The sequence below is a fragment of the Rhodococcus sp. OAS809 genome, from assembly GCF_040546695.1.
Classification (GTDB): Bacteria; Actinomycetota; Actinomycetes; order Mycobacteriales; family Mycobacteriaceae; genus Rhodococcus_F; species Rhodococcus_F qingshengii.
In genome coordinates this window covers 189953-211709 of record NZ_JBEPOI010000001.1, presented here as the reverse complement: position 1 = coordinate 211709, position 21757 = coordinate 189953, and the positions used below count along the sequence as shown (strand labels likewise).

The window sequence follows — 21757 nt, the reverse complement described above, 5'->3', positions numbered from 1 at the left end:
GTCAGGTGGTGTGGAGCAGGAGATGATCGAAGCGTGTGCGTACAGCGGTGGGGACGTCGAGGTCGGTGGCTACGCGGGTGAGGAGTCCTTCGGCGATGTCGCGGAGTTTGGTGTTGGTGTGTTGGGAGTGCCAGACAAGGACGTCGAAGGCGCGGTCGGCGGGGATGCGGTAGATGAGCATGAGCATCCCTTTGGCTTGTTCGATCGCTCCGCGGGAGGCGGTGAGGTCGGCGACGACGTCGTCGACTGCTTCGGAGACTGTGCTGTCGATGGTGTCGGTGATGTCGATGTAGAAGCCGGAGCTGCCGATGACCTCACCGTGCTCGTCGAGGACGCGGTCGCCGACGACGACGACCGAGCGGGTGTGCCCGTGGGTGTCGATGATGCGGTGGCGGCTGCTGAATGCTCCGCCGGTGGTGCGGATGGTGTGCAGGGTGTGGGCGACGTGGGCTCTGTCGTCGGGGTGTTTGTGGGAGAGGAGCAGTTCGGTGGTTGGGATGACGGCGGTGGCGGGGTCGTATCCGTGCATGCGGGCGACGGTGTCGGACCATTCCCAGCGGTCGCCGTGGCGGTGGTAGAGGAATCCTCCGACTCTGTGTGGGGCACCGGCTTTCGCGATCGGCTCTAATGTTCTGTTGTCCTCTGTCGGCACTCGTACGCCCTTCCGATCTTGCCTGTCCTCAACTTGCTTGTTCGATGAAATTTATCGGATCGGGCGGAGGGCGGCGACGCTTGGTTCCAGTCAGGGAGAGGTAATAAACGAGGGCGACAGGGCGATCGTTATCGTCTGGTCGTGGGGTGTGTCCGGCCGGTCGAGCGGGGGAGGGAGGGAAGCGCGTGAGTGTTGGTGTGTGTCGGCAGAAGTTTCTGCGGGAGTTGAGGCAGCTTCGTGGGCGGTTTCCCGAGGACCGGGTGTTGATCGGGTCCTACGCGGCGGTCGTCGGCGGCGGCGACGATGTGGTGTTCGGTTTGTTGATCGGGTTGGTGGGCCCATCGGCGCCGGTGTGTGCTGATGAGTTGTGGGAGTGTGTGAGCGGGTTTCTTCGCGACTTGCGGCGGGTGGAGTTGTTCGGCGAGCCGATCCAGTTGAGAAGTCCTGCGCGGGGGCGTTGTTCGCGGTACACGCCGCCGTCGATACGTCCGGTCATCCGGCTGGATTGACGCCTTCACTTCCCCGAGAGTCTGCGCGGAGATCGCCGACCACCTCAAGTATCGCGGCTCCGTCGTCGAAACCAGCACCACGGCTACTGGCCAACCCATGTCATCTGCCAGAGTTAGAGTTGGGCGCGTTGTATTCCGGCGCAATTCAGATGAACTGAGGACCAGATGACCCCCGATCAGACCCCCGCTGAGGAGTACCGCGAACTCGCCGGTCGCTTCACCGAAATCGTCGAAGGTGTACCCGATCAGGCAGCCTGGAACAGGGCGGCGCCGGTCGAGGGTTGGACGGCCCGCGACGTTGTTCGTCACCTCGTCGAGTGGTTTCCGCCGTTCCTTCAGGAAGGTGCCGGCATCACTTTGCCTGCCGGTCCGGACGTCGATGACGATCCGGTAGCCGCGTGGCGCGTCTTCAGCGAGGGTGTCCAAGCCGTGCTCGATGATCCGTCTGCCGGGGACAAAGTTTTCTGCCACCCGAACACCGGTCAGGCACCGTTACCTCAGGCCGTGGCCCAGTTCTTCACCGCTGACGTGTTCATGCACAGCTGGGATCTGGCGCGCGCTACCGGTCAGGACGAGACGCTCGATCCTGAACGCTGCGCCGTGATGCTTGCGGGTATGGAGTCCTGGGATGAGGTGCTGCGTTCCAGCGGTCAGTACGGGCCACGGGTGGATGTGCCTGACGGCTCCGACGTTCAGACTCGATTTCTGGCGTTCATCGGACGAGACCCGCGACCGTGAGGTAATCCAGCGACTGGGGACGCTGGCCGTCCGGATCATGTTGCTCTGCACAAGGAACCGTACGAATTCTCGACCGCCGTGAACAAGTCCCCGGAAACAACAACCCGCGCGTGCTCGAACCTGTCCGCTGACGTCCCAGGCCCTGGTGTGACGTCCGAGATCGAGTTCGAGGATCAGAACCCGGAGGGATCACGGTCACGCCGGGCGCTGCGCGACCCTCGCCCAATTGAGTCAGCCGAGCGGCCCGCTCATCTCGACGGTGGGTTGTTGTGCGCTGTCGAGACGGAGGGCAGCTGCTGATCTCGCGAGCGAGCCCTCCCGTATGCCGTCACCCGAGTCACGTGCTTGTGCATCGCAACACGACGTCTGAGGATAAAATCCACAGGATCTGTGACTTCATCCCATGCACTCATCGTGCGTGTGGTGGATGCGGGTTGGTGTACCCGCTGATCAATGGTTGAAAGACACACACTTGACCGAGAAATCTGCACGCGAGAACGGTATCGACCTGTACGGCTGCGACCTCGAGGACTTCGAAGGGTACCCGTGGTGACCGACGACCGGGTTCTGCCTGCCTGGGCCGAGGCTCTGCACGGGCCGTCGAGATCCTCGACAGCCCCCGCCGTCGCCGATCAGATCGGCGACGAGCTCATCAACGTGGTTCCTCCGCTGCCGCAGGCGAATTCGGGATACGCGATGGTATATCACTGCACGCGGGTCGTCCTGTTCTGGGCGGGCAGCGTGATCGGGGGCGAACGCATTCCCCGCGGGCGCGCCGCCGAGTTCACCGCGACCGGGACGGTCGCGGGGTGCACACGGCGCTCGACGACGTCGTCGCCCGATTGCCGGTCTGGGTCGAGGTCGTCGTCACCGATGGCGTCCGGGACCGGGCCGCTGTCGGGTCGTCCCGTGCCGCGGCATTCGCGACCGCCACTCCGGAGTGGGTCCTCGGGTACCTGGTCCGGGAGCTGGGGCAACACCTCGGGCAGCTCGAGATCACGCGCGACGTCGTCGCGTCGGGGTTGTGAAGCCCTGCTCCAGTGCGAAGGTGGGTGCTCTACCGTCGAGGACTGCATGCACCTGTCCCCGTGCTGTTCGGCTGTGACATCGGCATTCGTCGACTCGCAGTAGTCGAGCTTTGTGCAGACGCCTGTGGATTTGGTGACTTTCGAGGTTTGAGCGCGTTGCTGACCAGGTCGCTGAATCGGTGGTGCGGGTTATGGAATTGCTTGGAAGTCGGGCAGAGCCCAGGATTTGTCGAAGAACGGTTTGGTGGCTGCGTACATGCGGAAGTAGACGAACCAGCCGTCTTCTGCGACTGTCTTCATCCAGTTGTTGTCAGCGCCGTGGGGTGCCGTCGGCCCGATGTACAGGTCGATGCTGCCGTCGTCGTTGAAGTCGAGGTTCTCGTCCCGGCTGTCGAGGCTCACGCTGCGGATATCGGTGCCGCCGTTCTCGTACGGGCGCCGGGTGTCCTCGCTGTAGAGGGTGAGCGACCAGAACTGGGCTACGGGGATCTCCGCTGGAACATGGAGGCGGTATGAGCGGTCTGCGCGAACCAGGCGGCCCTCGCTGTCCCGCTTGGAGGTCAGGTAGACCTGGCCGGTTCCTGGGGTGGGGTGGACCATGCCCTTGGTGGTCGTTACTGCCTCGTAGAACAAGGTGGCACGCTGGTCGATCTGCAGGATCGTGTCGGTTTCCTGTTCGATCTCGAAGTCGATGAGCTTGTACCAGCTCGTGCCCACCCAGAAGGGGCTCGTGTGTCTCGGGTTGACCTGCATGTTGCGGACCATCAATTCCCCGAGCGCGGCTCCTTCAACGAGAAGGCGTCGCTGGCGTTCGTCGGGTGCGAACGGCTCGCCCTTGACGATCCCGAGAGGCTCAAGCATCGCCATCAGGGCTTTGTCGACTTCACGGACGGATTCCTCGTCCACCACGGTCGCGAGATCCTCCCAGAAACCGAGACCGCGGGAGGGTGTTGCGCTCCACTCTGTGTCGACGCCTTCGATGAATCGGACTGGGGTGGGCGTGGATCCGGCCCGGCCGAGCGCGAGGCCACGCTTTGACGAGGCCATCAGGTTCGGGTCCTCGGTGAGGACTCGGAAGGCAATGAAGATGTTGAGTGTTTCCGAGCGCGCCACGTATCGACCGGATCCCTCGAAGGGGGTGGCGTCGTCGTCCGGCCCGAGGATGACGTAGCCGCCGCCTTTGCCTTGATCGGGTCCCGTGAGACCGAGGTCGACCACTGGTCGCTGCCAGAAGTCCAGGACCCCGCCCGCCGTGGGGCCGGCGGGGTAGTCGATGAGCACTGGGCCCGTCGGAGATGTTGGTGAAATTGATGATGTAGGGGGTGGTGAGGTTCGCGGTGACGATGCCCCGCTTCTCCCGCAGCGTGTCGTAGACGACGAAGTCGCCGAACTGGGTGGCGTCGAAGGTTTTCGCGGCGCGCTCACGCCAGGTGAGGAACCCGACGAGAGGAAGCGCCCACAGGTACGCCTGTGCGGCGCGTTGAGTATCGAGCTGATCGAAGAGCAGATCAGAGGAGTCGTCCGTGGGAAAGCCGTGTTCGAGGGTGATCGTGCCGAACGGGGTGTCGATGGACTCGTTGCCGGTCAACCGTGCATCGCGAAGGGTGGACATACTTCGTACCTTTCGTCCCGGTGGTCGGAACCGGGCAGATGCCCTGGTGACCACAGTGCGGACGCTACCTGCCGGAGAGGGCCGTCATGGGCAGAATCAACAGGGTCGAACTTCTTGGCTGTGAGTGCGCCTAGCTTGGCCCAAGACCGAACTGTCCGCGACCGTCCGCGTGATTGCGCCACGCTGGAGTGAAGTATTAGAACAGTAACGGTTTGCCTTCTTCGTAGACCAAACCTGACGGACTGTTTTACTGTGGAGATGCAGGGTTGAACAAAGAGCCCGGCGCGGAAAGTGGGTCCCCGTGCTGTGTGCTCAACACGGGGACGTCTCACCTCGTGGAGTCCCCGCCCAGCATCAGTCGGTGGGGACTCCACCTCGACAGTATGCCGAGTTGGTGTATATGCAGGTTACGTAAATATTCCAGGATGCGGAAGACGCCGGCTCCAGTCCGGGACCTCGATACTCGTCCTGCCTTTGTGGGTGGCGTTGTCGTCGACGACTACGACCGAGCGGGTGTGCCCGTGGGTGTCGATGATGCGGTGGCGGCAACGCGTGGTTCAGCGAACCGATCCATTTGGAGAAGCCATGCGCGGGGACGCTGTTCGCTGTACACACCGCCATCGGTGCGTCCGGTCGTCCGGCTGTCATCGGGAACATGAACGCGGGAGGCCAATTCCTGAACGATTGGCTGTTGTGTCTCGAGAGACCGCCGACACTCAGTGCAGTACGAATACCGGTTGTAGTGGGTCGTTGTGGTGAGCGGGTCGGTGTCGTTGTTCCCTGTTCCGCCCGCAAACGAGGGGTGTGAAGACCGTCAGTGAATTGTCATCGGCGAGGGGTATAGTGGCGTGCGGAGTCGGCGCCGATCAGCAGTGTTATCACTGCTAGGGCGCCGAAGCCGGTTGTGAGGGTGGCGAGGGCTGTCATGCCGGCGACGATGAGCGGTCCGCCTGCGTCGCCGAGTTCGCGGCCCAGTTCGGCGGCGCCCATCGTCTGTCCCATGCGTTCTTCGGGTGTTGAGGGGGCCAGTGCGGCGAAACCCAGTGGTGTGATGATGCCGTTGCCGATGCCGACAGCTATTGCGGCGGCGAGGATCCCGTCCAGGCCGGGGATCATGGCGAGTGCCAGTCCGGCAGCGGTGACGGACAATCCCCATGCCATGCCATGCCATGCCTCGCTCGACGGTGATTGTCCCAGCGTCGAGGGCTCGTCCGGCTCTGGGCTGGTGGGCGCCTGTGTGGGACTGACCCGAACCGTTCGCCGCGTGGGGCAGCTACCTCGGAGCCGGCGGCCTGAAACGTCGATTGTAGGGGCATTTCGCTAGTGGCTGTGAGGGACGTCTCTTCGTGGGTATTCACCGATCCGAACGAGCGAGGTCGGAAGCGGAGTGGACGGTGCAGGATGCAGGGTTGAACAAGGCACCCGGCGCGGACAGTGGGTCCCCGTGCTGTGTGCTCAACACGGCGACGTCTCCGCTGAAGAAGTTGGACCGAGGGTCTCGTCCATGACGACACGGTTGCCGCCGAGTGCCTTACCTCGGTACATCGCGGCGTCCGCGCGGGCGATCAGATCGCTGACGTCCCCGCCGTCATGCAACGCGTGCGCACTGGACGTCGCGGCCATGCCCACGCTGGCGGTGACCGCTGGTTTGAGTGGTCCTAGGGCGATGGTGTCGCAGATCGCGTGGGCGACGTCTCGCGCGGAGTGCAGGTCGGCGTACAGATCGAGGACGAGGAACTCCTCGCCTCCCTGTCGGGCGACGATCGCGGCCGGTCCGCACGCATGGTGGACGGCGCGTGCGACGCGGATCAAAACCTCGTCCCCGACCTGATGACCTAGCGTGTCGTTGATGTTCTTGAAACGGTCGAGGTCGAGGACGATGACTGCTACCACCGGGGGTGGCGGGGCCAATCGCGCGTGTTGCTCCAACACGGACAGGCGCGCCCTCATGCCGCGGAGGTTGGACAGACCTGTCAGAGGATCGGTCAGGGACATGTCGGCATCGGTGCGGATGAGGTGTACCACCAGGTCGACGACCACCGGAAGGACCACCACCAACGTGACCAGCACTGTGGATTTCGCCGTCGCCTGCACCAGATCGTGATCGGGGTCGGACGCAACCTGGGAGGCGAGAACTGCGATGGCGACAGCGCTGCACACGATGTGCGCGAACATCATTCGCGTTCCCAACATCAAACTTGTGTACGTCCCTGTCAGAACGAGGAGTGCGGAACCGAGCAAGCCGGAGAGGGCATCCGAGTCAGCCAAGCAGACGAACATGATGGACAGGTCCGCGTAGACGAGGAATGCCACCGACTCCCGGAACGAAGGCCACTGCCAGACGCTCCATCGCACTGCCCACAGACAGCTCCCCACGACCATTCCCGCCACGATGGCTCTGCTGAACCGGTCGTCCGCTCCGGCCGGTGTCGCCAGCGATGCGGCGCCGACGAAGGCCGACAGAAGCGTCAGCACTGCGATGGAGCCGCGTGCATATCGGGCCAAGCCGCGCGATTCGATGAACAGGCGCAGTGACTGTGTGTCTCGCTGCGCGTTCCAGCAGTCCTTCAACAGGTTAAGTAGCGTCATGACCGTCGGTCGCCTGTATGAGTCATCGCCGCTATTCCTTCACGGCGACTGAGACCTCGCGGTGCGTCACAGCTTCCACCGCAGTTGGCGACAACGGACACTGTTCCTTGTCCATGCTGGACTCCTTCGTCGAATGTGCGGCCGGCGGCCCGGAGTGGCTCGGGCCCGTGGGAAAGCATCCGGAGAGGCGCTGCGCCGAGTTAGCCACGCTCGCGTCCAGGCGCTTTCCGGTGGCGTTCGAGCATAAGTTCCTCGACCTCACGGAAACTGAGCGGGAACAGAAAGTACAACCATACGCAGTGGTTGATGATCTCGACCGGGTAGCGGTGACCTTTGTGCGACGGTATGCCGATGCTCACTCCGCGAATTCTCCCAGTTTGCCGCGTTCAACAACGTGATAGTGCCTAAAAACGACCGATCGACGGCCCTCACTCAAGGAGCGTTGCCCGTCACTCGGCGTCCTCGGACTCGGCCTTTGGAGGCATTCCTTCTGGTCCGTACGTCGTTGATACGGAGGAATCGACGATGACGTTCAGGTCATGGCGTGGGAGCTGTCCAGCGTTGAAGTGGCCATTCTGGCGCGTTGAGCCCTGCCCATCGACCAGGTGGTGGGCGCAATGCTCTCCCAAAAGGTAGTCAACGATGCCCCGGAAAGTGCCCATAGCTCCCATATAGGAGCTATGGGCACTTGTCCTCGTTGCGAGGGCGCCCTGTCCGCTCCTGCCAGCGCCCTTACGGCAGGTCAGTGCGGTCGAGTGGGGTCGGATTGACCGGTGCAGGGACGGTGCCGCATGACACCTAGCCCTGACGCGAGGCCTCTGCGTACGCGAGAGAGATGCAGGCCCAAGACTCTCGTGGAGGGTTCGAGGACACCTATCTCGATCGGGGCAATCGCCGGAGGCCGTGTCGGTGGTAATCCCGGCGTCTTGCTACGGAACGGGGCCGAGGCGCGCGTTCCGGACTTTTTGTCCGGCGTCGGGAAATCGAACGTGGACGGTGACGGAAGCGCGGGATCAGCAAACGAGCCGTGCTGATCCCGCATCAGGGATGGACCCGCTCGCGGCTATTTTGGCCAGGGGCCCTGGATCGTCATGCCGCCGTCGGTGATGATTGCTTGGCCGGTGACGTAGCCGGCCCCGGGGGAGAGGAGAAAGGCGATGACTTCGGCAATCTCGGAAGGTTCGGCGAACCGGTTCATCGGTGTGCGAGTCTGAACTGGGCTTGGGTCCAGGAATCCGTCGTTGATCAACTGGGTGATTGCGGGTGTCTTGACCCACCCTGGTGCTACGGCGTTGACTCTGATCTGGTCGGGAGCCCATTCCACGGCGAGTGTTTTGACGACGGCCTCGATGCCTCCTTTGGCGGCGCAGTAGCCGAGCCGTTCGGGGATGCCTAGGTGGGCTCCCATTGAGGACATCGCAACGATGGCGCCGTTGTCACTAGCTTTCAGATGTGGATATGCCGCTCGGGTGATCCTGATTGTGCCCATCAGGTGAATGTCGAGGAGTCGTTCGATGGACTCGTCGGTTACCGAATGGGATGGGGAAGGATCGACGACGCCGGCGCATGCTGCCACTCCGTCGATTCTTTCGTATTTTCCCAATGTTGCTGCCACCAGGGTGTTTACGGATTCGGTTGACCGAACGTCCGCGCCGATTCCGAGGTGGTCACCTTCGGGTAGGCGTGCGGCGACCTCACAGGCTTTGTCTGGGTCGAGGTCGGCTACGACGATGCGGTTTCCGCGCTGCGCGAGTAGTTGGCAGGCAGCCGCGCCGATGCCGCTGGCGCCGCCGGTGACGATTATGACGTTGGGCATCTTAAATTGCATCCTTTTCGTCAACGAGGCTGCGTCCCTTGGTTTCAGGCGCCAGGAGGGAGGCGGTGAAGCTGACTGCCGCGAGCAGCGCTACGTAGGTAGCAATTGGCCACCAGTGGTGGATGGCCGCGCTCAACGCAGCGGCAATGAATGGCGCAATTCCTGCTCCGAGTAGTCCACCGAGTTCTTTTGAGGCGGTAATGCCGGACAGGCGATACCGGGATCCGAAGATCTCTGCCATCCAAGCCGATTCTACGGCGTACATGCCGAGGACGGCGGTGCCGAAGGCCAGGACGAATGCTATGACGATGAGAACAGTGTTGCCGGTGTTGACCATCATGACGCCTGGGAACGCGAAGAGCACCTGGAATCCCGACAGGACGCGGTAGACGGGGCGACGTCCGTACTTGTCGGTCAACCAGCCGATGAGCGGTATGGACAGATATGCGTAGAGCGATGCGATCACGAGTGCCATTGTGCCGACTGACTTCGAGACCCCCGGCAGTGTGGCGATGTACCCGACCAGGAAGACCTGGTAGATGATCGAGGTGCCGCCCTCGCCGATACGCAGGCCGAAGCAGGTGAAGAACGCGCGTCGTCCGGACCCGAATACGCCGCCGTAGATGTCTTTGATGTTCTTGTGCTGTTGGCGATCGGCAACCGAGGCGAAAGCGGGACTCTCGTCGAGATCGCGGCGCATCCACAGCCCCCATGCTGCGATACCGATGCTGGCTAGGAACGGAATACGCCAACCCCAGGAGAACAGTGCGTCATCGGGCATCATGACCACAAGCAACCACACGCCCGATGCGATCAACGTGCCGGTATTGGTGCCGATGCAGAGCAATGAACCGAAAAGGCCACGCTGTTTGGGTGGTGCCGATTCGACGAGAAGAGTTGAGGCACTGGCGAGCTCGGCACCGGCTCCGAAACCTTGGGCGACGCGAAGGAGGACTAGCAGCATGGGAGCCCACAGGCCGACTTGCTCGTATGTAGGTAACAGTCCGATGGCGAAAGAGGAAACTCCCATCAGGACAACCGTCGCGACAAGGATTTTCTTGCGCCCGACCCTGTCGCCCCACGCCGCCAGGACGAGGCCTCCGATCGGTCGTGCTGCGAATCCGACTGCGTACGTGGCGAAGCTCGCGAGCAACCCGACCGCCGGGCTGACGTCGGGGAAGAACAATTTGTTGAACACCACGGCGGCCGCGAGTCCGTAGAGCACGAAGTCGTAGTACTCGAGAGCCGTACCAATTGTGCCTGACATCGTGCTGCGGAACAGTTGCTTGTTACTCACGGCAACGGGTGCTACGTCCCGCTCTGGATCAGCCTGTGGTTGGGCTGTATTCATGTCGTCCCTCTTTCTCGAGACTGCTGTCGCTCGAAAACGTTCGACCGTAGTCAGATGAACACTGTTCGGGTGAATCGCGAACGGTGATGTGGTTCAGCACCCCTTGCCATGGGTTCACATCTTGGTCAGTGGGAGACAAGCGAATCCGGCAGTACCGGCGTCGCCTGCTGTGTATTTCCGATTGACTGCAAACGCGTTGCAGTCAGGGTTATTTCAGAAACGGTCGTTCGTCCGGGCATGGTTACCGCTGCCAAGCTGGCAGTCGCGACATCTTCCGGTTGAATGAACCAGGCACGGACCTCTGCCGGAGGCGGCACCGGCCTCTTGTCGAGGATTGGAGTATTGACGACGCCCGGAAGAATTGACGTGATCCGGACGCCGTTTCCGTGTTCGTCTCGTGCGGCGCCGCGAGCCATTGCTGTGACGCCGGCTTTCGATGCTTGGTAGGCAGCGCCGCTGTGGTCGGGCCAGAATGCGGCGACGCTGGAGATGATCACAACGTCGCCGGTGTTTTCACGCAACTGCGGCAATGTGGCGCGCAAGGCGTAGAAGACGCCGTTGAGATTCACCTTCATGAGGTCGTCGAACGCCTCGAAGGTGAGGTCGCCGAATGTACGAGGATTGACGTTGCGGCCGGCTGCCAGCACGAGAGTGTCGATGGGATCGGATACCGCGAGTTCGTCTGCCAATGCTTGAACGGCCGAGCCGTCCGCAACGTCGAGCGGATGGAGTATCAGGCGCCCGTCGTCGACGGCGTCGGGAGCGACCTCGTACATCGCGTCCTTCCTCCGCGCGACAGCGTGTACTCGTGCACCTGCGGCGAGGAATGTCTGCACAGTAGCAGCGCCGATGCCGCTACTCGCGCCGGTGATCAAGGCGGTACGGCCGGTGAGATCGCCGAGTGTGCGCTGGTGACTGTTCAATTTCACGGTGTGAACTCCGTCTATGTCGGGTGATGTGCGAATTTTCTGTGGTGTGGATCGTCCGCAGCGTTGCGATGTGATCCAACTCTCGCAAATGTTTATCATTTGGTGGACGCTATGTGCAAGAGGTGATAACTTTCTTCTCACATGGCATAGTCGAAGGGGAAAATATGGGAAACGGCAAAGACTTTGACGATGTGGGCGGCAAGGCTCAACCGACTCAGTTCTTGGGGAAGGTCGCAAGCCTGCTCGAGGTGTTGTCGACGCGAGAGGAGTTGACCAGCACGGAGATCGCCGAGCTGCTCGGCGAACCGCGCAGCAGCGTGTACAGGCTGCTGAAGAACCTTGCGGATGTCGGATGGATCGACACGGGAAGCTCGAAAGGTAGTTGGCGACTCGGATTGCATCTGTTTCGTATGAGTTCAGCTGCGGTGCAGCGACTCGACGAGCGCAAGATTGCGCGCCCGCACATGGAGCGACTCAACCGGGTGACCGAGCAGACGGTGTTCCTGTGCATCAGGCGTGATTGGGAGGCCATATGTATCGATCGAATCGAAGGGCTTCGCGTCGCCAATCTTGCTCTGCGACTAGGTGGTTCGCTACCATTGCATGTCGGTGCCGCTCCACAGACCTTGTTGGCCTATTCTGAACCCGCGGTATGGGATCAATGGAAGTCCTTGGCTCAAGGTTCCATTCTCGACACTGCGACCGCGAACGGAAAGCGCAGCACTGCAACCGTTCTCCAAAATCTTTCGGACATCTGCGAGCGAGGGTATGCCATCTCCGATGGTGACGTGACCCCCGGAATTGCCGCAGTCGGTGTCCCGGTCTTCGACCACACCGGGTCTATCTGCGCTGCTGTCTCCGTCAGCGGATTGCGCGAATCCGTACTCGGATCCGATCCCAGCGACCTCCGCAGTGAAGTTATCAACGCAACCGTGGCCGCAGGACGTGCTATCTCCCATTCTCTGGGGTACCGCGATCCGGCCGCGACAGAAAACATCATCCCCCTGAAATGAGGAACATATGCCCCCCGAAACTGTCGGTACCATAGCGGAACCGCCGCAGACAGGCGAAGTCGCACTTACCGCGAAAGAAATTGCGGCACTGGAAGAGAAAGCGATGTTCGTCCGGACCGAGACTGTGCGACTGATCTCCATCGCCAAGACCGGTCACTACGCATCGACCTTCTCCTGCGCCGAGATCTTCGCCAGCCTCTACTACGACGTCATGGACCTTCGCCGGGGCGAGCCCGACTGGGACGAGCGGGACCGATTCGTGATGGGCAAGGGCCACGCAGCGGTGGGCCTCTATCCGCTGCTCGCTGATTGGGACTTTTTCGACAAGTCGATCCTCGACGAGTACACCCGACTGGGAAACCCCCTGGGCGATCATCCAGACATGACGATCATCCCCGGAATCGACTTCTCCTCCGGCACCCTCGGTCACGCATTGTCGACAGGACTCGGCATGGCCATGGGATCGAAAATCACCGGGAAACCATTCGACGTCTTCGTTCTCCTCGGCGACGGCGAGCTACACGAGGGCCAGATTTGGGAAGCGGCGATGAGCGCAAGCCATCACCAAGCCTCCAACTTGATTGCCATCGTCGACCGAAATCAGTTCTCCTTGGACGGCAAGGTAGACGACATCATCGGCCTCGAGCCGCTCACCGATCGGTGGGCGTCATTCGGCTGGGAAGTGCACGAGGTCGACGGACACGACATTGCAGCACTGACAGCACTGCTCCGAACACTGAAGAACCGCCCTTCTGGCTCCAAACCCGTTGTCGTGATTGCACATACCGTAAAGGGCAAGGGGGTCGAGTTCATGGAATCGGAGTTGGGTTGGCATTTGGGATGGCTCGACGATGCCGACGAGGAAGCCGTATACGCAGAACTTGCAGAAGGACTGAAGAAATGACCCTCACTTCCTCCGCCGCCGTCGGATACCGCGGCAAGTCTTGGCAGCTGACGGATATGATCCACCAGGCTCCCGGTTTCCATGCTCTCTCGGACACCCTGACCGAACTCACGGAAGAAGGCCATCCGATTGTCGTCGGAACGGCCGATCTCAAGTACTCCAACGGACTGGTCACCTACCAGGAACGCTACCCAGACAGGTTCGTGCAGTTCGGTATTTCCGAGCAGAACATGGTCAGTGCCGCGGCAGGGCTGGCGACCACCGGACTCCAGCCGTTCGTTGCCACGTTCGCCAGCTTCATGTCGCTGTTGACCGTGGAACAGATGCGTACCGACACCGCCTACACCAACCTGCCGGTGCGGATGATCGGTCATCACGCGGGATTTATGCTCGGCTTTTACGGGACGTCCCACCACGCCACCGAAGACCTCGCAATAACGCGGTCGATGGCGAACATGACTGTCCTGGCGCCGGCGGATCCGAATCAGTTGTCTGCGCTGATCCGCGAAACTGTGTCGATCGAAGGACCCGTCTACATTCGTATTGCCCGTGGCCGTGACCCCGAGGTGTACACCAAGGACGACGCATCAACGATCAAGATCGGCAAGGCCGTAGTCCATTCGATCGGGTCCGATATCACGCTGATCGCGACCGGAACTATGGTTCATCCTTCGAAAGAAGCAGTGGCACAGCTCAACGCCCAGGGAATCAACGCAGGACTGATCGACATGCACACGATCAAACCTCTCGACCTCGACGCGATAATGACAGCGGCCAATGCGTCGACCGTGATCATGACAGTGGAAGAACATAATGTCATCGGAGGCCTCGGTGGCGCGGTGGCTGAAGTTCTCGCAGACAACGGGTCACCCGCCCGGCTCCTTCGGCACGGAGTGCAGGACGCCTACGTGCCTGTCGGTCCGCCGACACACCTCTACCGGCATCTGGGGCTCGACGCCGACGGTATTGCGGCCAAAGCCGCGAACGCTCTTCGCGCAGGGAAGTGACAGCATGAGCGCGATCACCCGCATCGACACCTACGCATGCCGAGTCCCACTCGACCACCCCATCAAATTCAAGTGGAACACGATCACACATCGCGACTACACGGTCGTGCGTGTCGAAACAGCCGACGGACTGACCGGCGCATCGATCGGACTCAGCCGCACCTCACCGATCGACGTCGCGATCAACGACCTGATCGCACCTGTCGCACTCGGAACAGACAGTCTCGAAATCGGTGCCTTTCACGAGTCGTTGCGCCAGCACACCGCGTCGTCGGATCAGTACGGAATCTTGGCACCGGCGCGCTCACTCCTAGACATCGCATTGTGGGACATACGCGGAAAAGCACTCGAGGCACCTGTCTGGAAACTCCTCGGTGGCAATTCTCAACCAGCCGAAGTGCTGCTCGTCGAAGGGTACGAGCTTCCCGGCGAGACAGACGAAGGATTCGCCCGACGCCTCGCAGAGCGAGCATCTGAAGGATATGTGGCGATCAAACTCGAGGCCGCAGGATACGAGGACCCCCAGATCCTGCGACGTCGACTGCAGCTCACGCGTGAATATGCAGGTGAGGATCTGAAGTTGATTGTCGACGTCAACGGCGCATGGCGTAGCGTCCGCGAGGCAGCGGAGACGATTGATGCGATATCTGATACGCAATTGGAGTGGGTCGAAGACCCCTTCCCGAGGCACCGCATCGCTGATGTCGCGAAACTTCGCGAACTGGTCGATGTGCCGCTCAGTGCAGGGGACGACATCACGGACCCCCGAGTATTGATGGATCTCGTACTCACCGATGCGGTCGACGTCCTCCGAGTTGACGTCACCACGCTCGGCGGATTCGCCCCTACGATCGACGTTATCGGCGTTGCACGACAGTTCGAAGTCCCAGTCTCCACCCACGCGCATCCAATTCTGCACCAGCACTTGAGCTTTGCCTGGCCGGAAGTCCGCTATGTCGAAGCGTTTCCCGACGACCGGCCATTCGAGCCGTCGTACAAGCTAGGGCAACGATCCACGTTCTCACGGATCGAAAACGGGCGACTGCCCGCCCCACTCGAACCCGGCCCTCGCCCTGGAACTCGATATGAAGGTCGTCGAATCGACGGCCCTACGGCATCAGAGCGCCACGTACTGAAAATCCTTCTCCCCGCATCGAAAGCGAAACCCCGATGGCTCTCTCCAGTCTCACCGAAGATTCGCTGCGAACGACCGTAGCGTCCGTTTCCGCTGTCCCCGTCGGACTGTTCACTGCCGGCCGATGGCACGGTTCCTCCAGCGATTCGACCTTCGCCGTACACGACCCCGCAACCGGCGAGGTACTCGCCGACGTCGCCGACGCTACCGTCAACGACGGGATTGCAGCGCTTGATTCGGCTGTCGCCGCCCAATCGGAATGGGCAGCAACGACGGGTCGAGAGCGGGCGGAGATCCTTCGGAAGACTTTCGACGCCATCATTGCCCGCACCGAGGACATCGCCTCGGTTTTGACTGCAGAGATGGGCAAACCACTTCAGGAATCCCGCGGAGAAGTCGCGTACGGCGCCGAATTCTTCCGCTGGTTTTCTGAGCAAGCCGCGCACGTCGCGGGAAGTTACGGTCCGGCTCCTACTGGCGGCTACCGGATCGTGACTACCGAACAACCTGTCGGTCCGTGTCTACTGATCACGCCGTGGAATTTTCCCCTTGCCATGGGCACGCGCAAGATTGGTGCAGCACTGGCCGCAGGTTGTTCGGTCATCATCAAACCGGCCGCACTCACACCTCTGACGATGACCATGTTGGTCGATATCCTGCACGAATCCGGGGTTCCTCCAGGCGTGGTAAACATCGTGACTACGTCACGATCGAGTGACCTGTCGGCGGCCCTCATGTCCGATCCTCGGCTTCGGAAAGTGAGCTTCACCGGGTCCACCGCGGTGGGCACCACGTTGTTGCGGCAGGCTGCGGAGAACGTCCTCACGGCATCGATGGAACTGGGCGGTAACGGACCGTTCGTCGTCTGCAGTGATGCAGACATTGATGCCGCCGTCGCCGGTGCGATGGTTGCAAAATTCCGAAATGGTGGCCAGTCCTGCGTTGCCGCAAACAGATTCATCGTCCACACCGACGTGCACGATGAGTTCGTGATGAAGTTGCAGCAGCGAGTCTCGGCACTGGTTCTCGGCCCAGGTACAGAACCTGGAGTCGACATCGGCCCAGTGGTCAGCGACAAACAGGCACGCACCTTGCAAGAGCTGGTCGACGGTGCCGTCGACGAAGGCGGTCGTCTACTGGTCGGTGGTTCACGGGTCGAGGGCACTGGATCTTTCTTCGAACCAACACTCCTCATCGACGTGCCACTGTCGTCACGCATCGCACGCGAGGAGATTTTCGGGCCGGTGGCTGTCGTCTACCGGGTGGATTCCGATGAGGACGCGCTGAACGCAGCAAACGACACCAACTTCGGTCTCGTCGGGTACGTGTTCTCCAAGACCCAGGCGCTGGCCTACGCGGAACGCCTCGAAACGGGCATGGTCGGCGTCAACCGGGGGCTCGTCTCGGACCCGGCTGGAGCATTCGGAGGGACCAAGGCCTCAGGGCTCGGTCGTGAAGGGGGTACGAGCGGAATCCACGAGTATCTCGAGACCAAGTACATGGCGGTTGAGGTATGACCGTCACAACGCTGGCGCGCTACGAGGTTGACGCAGAATCGCTCCAGGGAGTTCTCGATGATCTGCTTGTTGCAGCCAGGCTGACCAGAGCCGAGGTAGGAAATCTGTACTTCCACGCCTATGTCACGGATAACGACTCGATCGTGTTGCTCGAAGGGTGGGACTCGCACGCAAGTTTGGAAGAGCACCGGCGAACCAAGCATTTCAAAGATGTGATTCTGGGCGAAATTGCGCCGCGGTTAGTCTCGCGCGCTGTTGAAACGCTGCATCCCGCCTTTGAAGGCGAGTTCTCGTGAAAGCCGTTGTCCTGCATGGTGTCGACGATCTTCGAGTCGAGGACGTACCAGAGCCGGAGCTCGTGCCGGGTTCGGTGAGGATTCGTGTGGAGTTCGGCGGTATCTGTGGATCGGATCTGCATTACTGGAGACATGGTGGTGCCGGTACCTCGATTGTCCGCGAGCCCATTGTGCTCGGTCACGAAATCGCTGGCCGCATCGTCGACGTTGCAGGGGACGTATCCGACGTCGAACCGGGGGAGAAGGTCACCGTTCACCCCGCCACGTTTCCCTCCCCCTGCGCTATCTACAACGGAAACACCCTCCATCTCTCGCCGGACGTCGATCACCTCGGCAGTGCTGCACGCCTACCTCACAGCAATGGAGCGTTCAGTGAATACGTCGTCGTCAGCGCGTCACAGATACGAGTACTTCCGCCGCACCTCGATACCCAGACCGCGTCAGTATCCGAGCCTCTCGCCGTCGCGTTGCATGCGGTGCTACGAGCCGGCGACCTCCAGGGAAAGCGTGTGGTAGTCAACGGCGCCGGACCGATTGGCTGCCTCATCATCGTCAGTGCCCTTGCGGCCGGGGCTTCGGAAATCTGTGTCGGCGACATAACGGACCGCGCGCTCACCATCGCCGCGAAACTCGGGGCCCACCGCGTGGTGAACATTGCACGCGATGAATCTCTCACTCCGCATGCCGATGTCGTATTCGAAGCAACTGGTGTTCCGCAGGCGTTGAGACAGTGTTTCGACTGTGTCCGTCCCGGAGGGAAAATTGTGCAAGTCGGGATGCTTCCCGCGGGCGACATCACCCTCGACCTTGCACGCCTGGTTACGAGAGAGGTTGACTACCTCGGATCATTTCGATTCTTGGACGAAGTCACCGACGCAGTCAACCTTCTCGCCGCCGGGACTGACCTCACGCCAATGCTGACACACACCTTCGATGTAGCCGACGCAGAGTCCGCCTTTCGTACCGCATTCGACCGGACAATCTCGAACAAAGTAGTCTTGAAGTTGATCTAGTATCGACCTTTCAAGTTAGTAGATTGTGCGCGAATTAGATCAGAACCAATAAGCTGGTGCGTTCAAATCGTCTGCTCCCGTACCGAATTGGCGATCGACTGTCTACACGAGTGCCGTCACCGCGGAATTGACGGCACCGACAGTTAAGCGATCAACCAGATGAGCCTTGCGGACCTCAGTTCAAGCACGCACCCAGTATCCGCAAAGGTTGCCGCTACGTGGCCTGCTGATCTGGAAATCACAGACCAACCCGAGCATCATCGTTGACCAAGAGCTACCGAGGCCACGCGCCTTGTGGCGAGCGTCCTTGGTTATCAAGACGAGGCGGACGCAGGTCCGTCCGCGTCCGTCCCGTTGCGGCCATGCTGAAACGCTGCGGGAGGATGCGGAGGTTGTCACGCAAATCTGCGACCGGGAATCCCGCGACGCGGTCAGGTCTCCCAGTGGGTGGCCGTAGAGCAAAGTGAACGAGGGGTGTCTTTCTCGGCCCTCGCGAAGGCTCGGAAACCGCGGCATCTCGGTGAAGAGATAGCACCGAACTGTGGGAGCGATGGAACCCGCCCGCTGCCTGACAAGGCGTATCGATCCTTCCGTCCTAGTCGGCAATGAGGTGAGGACGACGTGGGTGGCGTCGGATGCATCTTCTTTTGGCTGCGCTGGAAGAGATTTCGGACTCTCCGGAGCGGATTCAGCGCTACATGCGCAGCCCGAAACCTACATGGCTCCAGGTTGTCCCACCTGGCGGTGGTCCAGTTCCGCGGTCAGCGTCGACAGGCTCGGTGAGAGGGACGCGCGGCTGCCGGGCAGGTCCCTAAGAGCCCTTGCCGTGAAGCGCAACGAAATTCTGATCGATATCCTCGGTGATGACAATTTGTTCGAGATTTGGGCTTGTCGACCAGTACCTTGGCGCTCTGGAGCCTCTCGCACAAATTAATTGAACGAAAGTTCAAAAAGTTGTATCTATATCGCACTGTGGTGGTAGCCTTCCCCCTGAAGTGATGCATGTCTCTCTTGGCATCGATGTCTCGGCCAGGCGTGGTTGCGTCTTTCATCGACTGTCGAACCGGGAGATCGTGTTCGACGACACGGTCGAATCCACGTAGTGCTCGCCGAACCGAAAGGATGCCCAGATGGTCATCGGTCCCATCACAACCGTGTGTTTGTGTTCACTCACGGTGACTCGTCCGTTCACTACTGGCGAAAGCGTCCGTCTGTTGGTTAGGCTCGGCGCACTTCCGGAGAAGCTCTACCTGTCCGCTCGCATCGTGACGACGACGGCAGGGATCGCGGCCTCCGCGGGCAACGACGTCCAGGTGTGCGACGGCCTTGTGGGCCAGATGTCGGATCCCCGCCTATTCCGGCCCTACTGTGGTGATTCACAGTTCCGGAATTCTCGGATTGGTAACCGAGTTGACGAGATAGTGGGCATTCGTAGGCGGAATCGACGATGCCTGTGTGCCGGCTCGCAGTTGACCACAATGGGCATCCGGTCGATGCGGGAGCTCTCTGCGTGGCGTTCGCCCTGTAATCCGGCGGGACCGAATCTTGCTGAGACTATCGAGCAGCTGCAGGAGGTAATCGATCAGGACAAATCTGCTGCGCCTGCGACGAAGCAACCGAAGCCCGACAATATATCGAAACGCCTCAAATCGAAGGAGCCAGTGCTATGACTACTGGACAAAAGCAAATGATCGGCGACAAAGAAAGCCGACAGATGATCGAGTTCGCATCACAGTGGGCACTGTACGGGGGTGGTTCGTCCGACGACATCTTCGTAAAATTCGGTGTGTCGAGTAAGGTCTTCTTCCAACGCCTTTCGTGGATGATCGAAAGCGGGGGCACGGTAGATCCCGATGAGCGACGAACCCTTCGAGAGCTGTGCGACAAGCGGATGCGTGGCTGATCGATAGCCTAGGGTTGGTGGTAACAGTTGTCGGAGCGATTTCCTGTATCCAAGTTGATGTGGCCCGATGACTTGCCGAATTTCGTAGCCCTATCCTGATGGGAAAGTCATGCATCCGGCCAGACGGTGACTCCACGGCTCCGGCACGCGTGAGGTGGAATCCCTAGAAGCGGAAATGTTGCGCACCTCCGTTCGGCGGCAGGCATCGACTATGAGGACGAGCGCCAATTCTCGTGAATCGAAGTTCATGAGTGCCGCAAGGCGCTATTGATATGGTGCACAGCGATTTTGGGTGATCTTGTCCTCATGGGAAGTGCGGAACGACCGCCTAGGCCTGCCATTGGATCCGCGCGGCAACGACGGGACCAGGACGGGACGAGTTCGTTGGTGCCGTGATCCCTACCGAAGCGGTGTGGGATGGCAGTCTGTGCGGGGCGACGATCCGGCTCTGCTCGAAGGTGATGTTCTATGAGCGCAGGAATGGCTAGGGTATGTTGATTATCTCGAATCAATTATCGCGCAACATCGTTCGATTGTATCGCCCATCCGAGGGGGCCACACCGCGGTCGATTTCAGTACGCTGTCGGCGGGACCTCTTTGCGTAGACCCTCTGGGATTGTCGGGGGAGATTGCCAAGGTCGAGACACCGTGACGTCCGACTACGCTGAGGCGAATGCATCCGAGAAGCGCAATGTTTCAGTATGTGGTTACTGGTGAGAGGCGAGGTATGTGTCAGAGCGGACGAGATGTCGGTGCTTTGACCCAATTGTCAATTCTGTGAACAACACGTCGTGTCAGCATCGCTTTTCGTGCTACTTGCCCATGACCGCCACTCTTGGCTGTTGCGGAGGATAGTATGAAGCTCAGCTCATTTGAGCGATTACTCCCAATTCTTATTCGATCTTGGACGCGAGGTTTGCGCTGAATCTAACTGCAGAAGTACTTGAGAGCTGAGGTTTTGCTATCGCCGCCCATCTTCGGACGATCAGCTCTGTCGGCGATGAGAATGAGCAGGATGTTGGTAGTCAGAGCCAAGGTGGTGCATGCGGTGGACACGCGTGAAGCGATTATGGCTGCGGCGGAGCAGTTATTCGCGGAACTAGGGGTGTTTGCAGTATCGAATCGCCAGGTGAGCGAGGCTGCAGGCCAAGGAAATAACGCTGCAGTCGGTTATCACTTCGGTACGAAGACTGATCTCGTTCGAGCGATCGTCTCAAAGCATGCGAAGAGGGTAGATGCTCTTCGGGAGTCCATGCTGAGCGAGGCCTCGGACTCGTTCGACCTGCGTGACTGGTTGTCGTGTCTGGTTCGTCCGTCGACGGATCACCTTGCAGAACTGGGTAATCCCACCTGGTATGGACGTTTCAGCGCGCAGATTCTCACGGACCCGTCGCTGCGTTCGATCGTGTTCGAGGGCGCGTTTGCTTCGCCGACGCTGAGAACTATTGTCGAGGGTCTGGAGAGGTGTCTGCCAGATCTCCCCGGTGGTGTTCGTGCCGCACGCGGCGACATGGCGCGAACCCTGATGATTCACGTAATAGCCGACCGAGAACGACTGTTCGCTGGTGAGGATGGTTCGATGGGGGCTAGCTGGGATGCGGTGAGCATGGATCTCGTGGACTGTCTGTACGGTCTGTGGATGGCGCCTGTCACTCGGTAGAAATCAGATCAAAATCCAGGTAAAGGCCGAGTTCGACATGTTCGGAATCGAATACGGCACGCCGCGTACGCTCGGAGCGGTTAGC

Annotated in this window: 19 protein-coding genes and 1 pseudogene; 12 read left to right on the top strand and 8 right to left on the bottom strand. The window is 60.7% G+C overall.

Going from position 1 to position 21757, the window contains the following annotated elements; translation table 11 throughout:
* Nucleotide 1: 1 nt before the first annotated feature.
* Nucleotides 2-619 carry a PAS and ANTAR domain-containing protein gene (locus tag ABIE52_RS00990; RefSeq protein WP_354541448.1) on the bottom strand — a complete coding sequence of 206 codons (618 nt, stop codon included), beginning with the start codon at nt 617-619 and terminating at the stop codon, nt 2-4.
* A 218-nt stretch (nt 620-837) separates the two neighbouring features.
* On the opposite strand from ABIE52_RS00990, the gene ABIE52_RS00985 reads away from it, so the two are divergent.
* The 3 genes from ABIE52_RS00985 (at nt 838) to ABIE52_RS00975 (ending at nt 2927) form a co-directional block, all read left to right on the top strand.
* Nucleotides 838-1161 (top strand): hypothetical protein, encoded by a 324-nt coding sequence (locus ABIE52_RS00985; RefSeq protein ID WP_192713106.1) that lies wholly within the window; start codon nt 838-840, stop codon nt 1159-1161.
* A 165-nt stretch (nt 1162-1326) separates the two neighbouring features.
* A complete protein-coding gene (locus ABIE52_RS00980; RefSeq protein ID WP_192713107.1) occupies nt 1327-1899 on the top strand; it encodes a TIGR03086 family metal-binding protein in 573 nt (190 codons plus the stop codon).
* Nucleotides 1900-2708: 809 nt separating this feature from the next.
* Nucleotides 2709-2927: a hypothetical protein gene (locus ABIE52_RS00975; RefSeq protein ID WP_192713108.1), complete on the top strand. Its 219-nt coding sequence runs from the start codon at nt 2709-2711 to the stop codon at nt 2925-2927.
* A gap of 189 nt (nt 2928-3116) precedes the next feature.
* On the opposite strand, the gene ABIE52_RS00970 is transcribed toward ABIE52_RS00975, so the two are convergent.
* The 7 genes and pseudogenes from ABIE52_RS00970 to ABIE52_RS00940 form a co-directional block, all read right to left on the bottom strand.
* Entirely contained in the window at nt 3117-4208 is a 1092-nt protein-coding gene (locus ABIE52_RS00970) for a DUF1214 domain-containing protein (RefSeq protein WP_354541392.1), read from the bottom strand.
* 1156 nt (nt 4209-5364) lie between these two features.
* Nucleotides 5365-5700 carry an MFS transporter gene (locus ABIE52_RS00965; protein WP_192713110.1) on the bottom strand — a complete coding sequence of 112 codons (336 nt, stop codon included), beginning with the start codon at nt 5698-5700 and terminating at the stop codon, nt 5365-5367.
* Nucleotides 5701-5994: 294 nt separating this feature from the next.
* Nucleotides 5995-7128 carry a GGDEF domain-containing protein gene (locus ABIE52_RS00960; RefSeq protein ID WP_192713111.1) on the bottom strand — a complete coding sequence of 378 codons (1134 nt, stop codon included), beginning with the start codon at nt 7126-7128 and terminating at the stop codon, nt 5995-5997.
* A 233-nt stretch (nt 7129-7361) separates the two neighbouring features.
* Nucleotides 7362-7481, bottom strand: a pseudogene (locus ABIE52_RS00955) (IS6 family transposase); the annotation flags it as partial.
* A gap of 710 nt (nt 7482-8191) precedes the next feature.
* On the bottom strand, nt 8192-8944 hold the full coding sequence (locus ABIE52_RS00950; RefSeq protein WP_192713112.1) for an SDR family NAD(P)-dependent oxidoreductase: 753 nt from the start codon (nt 8942-8944) through the stop codon (nt 8192-8194).
* Between the two features lies 1 nt (nt 8945).
* The gene (locus tag ABIE52_RS00945) at nt 8946-10295 is read right to left on the bottom strand and encodes an MFS transporter (protein ID WP_192713113.1); all 1350 of its coding nucleotides are present in this window, start codon (nt 10293-10295) and stop codon (nt 8946-8948) included.
* A gap of 125 nt (nt 10296-10420) precedes the next feature.
* The gene (locus tag ABIE52_RS00940) at nt 10421-11224 is read right to left on the bottom strand and encodes an SDR family oxidoreductase (RefSeq protein WP_192713114.1); all 804 of its coding nucleotides are present in this window, start codon (nt 11222-11224) and stop codon (nt 10421-10423) included.
* A 164-nt stretch (nt 11225-11388) separates the two neighbouring features.
* Here ABIE52_RS00940 and ABIE52_RS00935 point away from each other — a divergent pair, with 164 nt between their 5' ends.
* The 9 genes from ABIE52_RS00935 (at nt 11389) to ABIE52_RS00895 (ending at nt 21672) form a co-directional block, all read left to right on the top strand.
* The gene (locus tag ABIE52_RS00935) at nt 11389-12237 is read left to right on the top strand and encodes an IclR family transcriptional regulator (protein ID WP_192713115.1); all 849 of its coding nucleotides are present in this window, start codon (nt 11389-11391) and stop codon (nt 12235-12237) included.
* Nucleotides 12238-12244: 7 nt separating this feature from the next.
* Nucleotides 12245-13141: a transketolase gene (locus ABIE52_RS00930; protein ID WP_192713116.1), complete on the top strand. Its 897-nt coding sequence runs from the start codon at nt 12245-12247 to the stop codon at nt 13139-13141.
* Nucleotides 13138-14148 carry a transketolase family protein gene (locus ABIE52_RS00925; RefSeq protein WP_192713117.1) on the top strand — a complete coding sequence of 337 codons (1011 nt, stop codon included), beginning with the start codon at nt 13138-13140 and terminating at the stop codon, nt 14146-14148. Before ABIE52_RS00930 ends, ABIE52_RS00925 begins: the two co-directional genes overlap by 4 nt.
* Before the next feature lie 4 nt (nt 14149-14152).
* Nucleotides 14153-15364: a mandelate racemase/muconate lactonizing enzyme family protein gene (locus tag ABIE52_RS00920; RefSeq protein WP_354541391.1), complete on the top strand. Its 1212-nt coding sequence runs from the start codon at nt 14153-14155 to the stop codon at nt 15362-15364.
* Complete coding sequence (locus tag ABIE52_RS00915; RefSeq protein ID WP_192713119.1) at nt 15319-16800, top strand: NAD-dependent succinate-semialdehyde dehydrogenase; 1482 nt, start codon at nt 15319-15321, stop codon at nt 16798-16800. Before ABIE52_RS00920 ends, ABIE52_RS00915 begins: the two co-directional genes overlap by 46 nt.
* Nucleotides 16797-17096 (top strand): putative quinol monooxygenase, encoded by a 300-nt coding sequence (locus ABIE52_RS00910; RefSeq protein ID WP_192713120.1) that lies wholly within the window; start codon nt 16797-16799, stop codon nt 17094-17096. The genes ABIE52_RS00915 and ABIE52_RS00910 overlap by 4 nt, the downstream gene beginning before the upstream one ends.
* Nucleotides 17093-18109, top strand: coding sequence for an L-idonate 5-dehydrogenase (locus ABIE52_RS00905; protein ID WP_192713121.1), 1017 nt, complete (start codon nt 17093-17095; stop codon nt 18107-18109). The genes ABIE52_RS00910 and ABIE52_RS00905 overlap by 4 nt, the downstream gene beginning before the upstream one ends.
* A 1666-nt stretch (nt 18110-19775) precedes the next feature.
* Nucleotides 19776-20012 (top strand): hypothetical protein, encoded by a 237-nt coding sequence (locus ABIE52_RS00900; protein WP_192713122.1) that lies wholly within the window; start codon nt 19776-19778, stop codon nt 20010-20012.
* Nucleotides 20013-21027: 1015 nt separating this feature from the next.
* Complete coding sequence (locus tag ABIE52_RS00895; RefSeq protein ID WP_192713123.1) at nt 21028-21672, top strand: TetR/AcrR family transcriptional regulator; 645 nt, start codon at nt 21028-21030, stop codon at nt 21670-21672.
* The last annotated feature ends 85 nt before the right edge of the window (nt 21673-21757 follow it).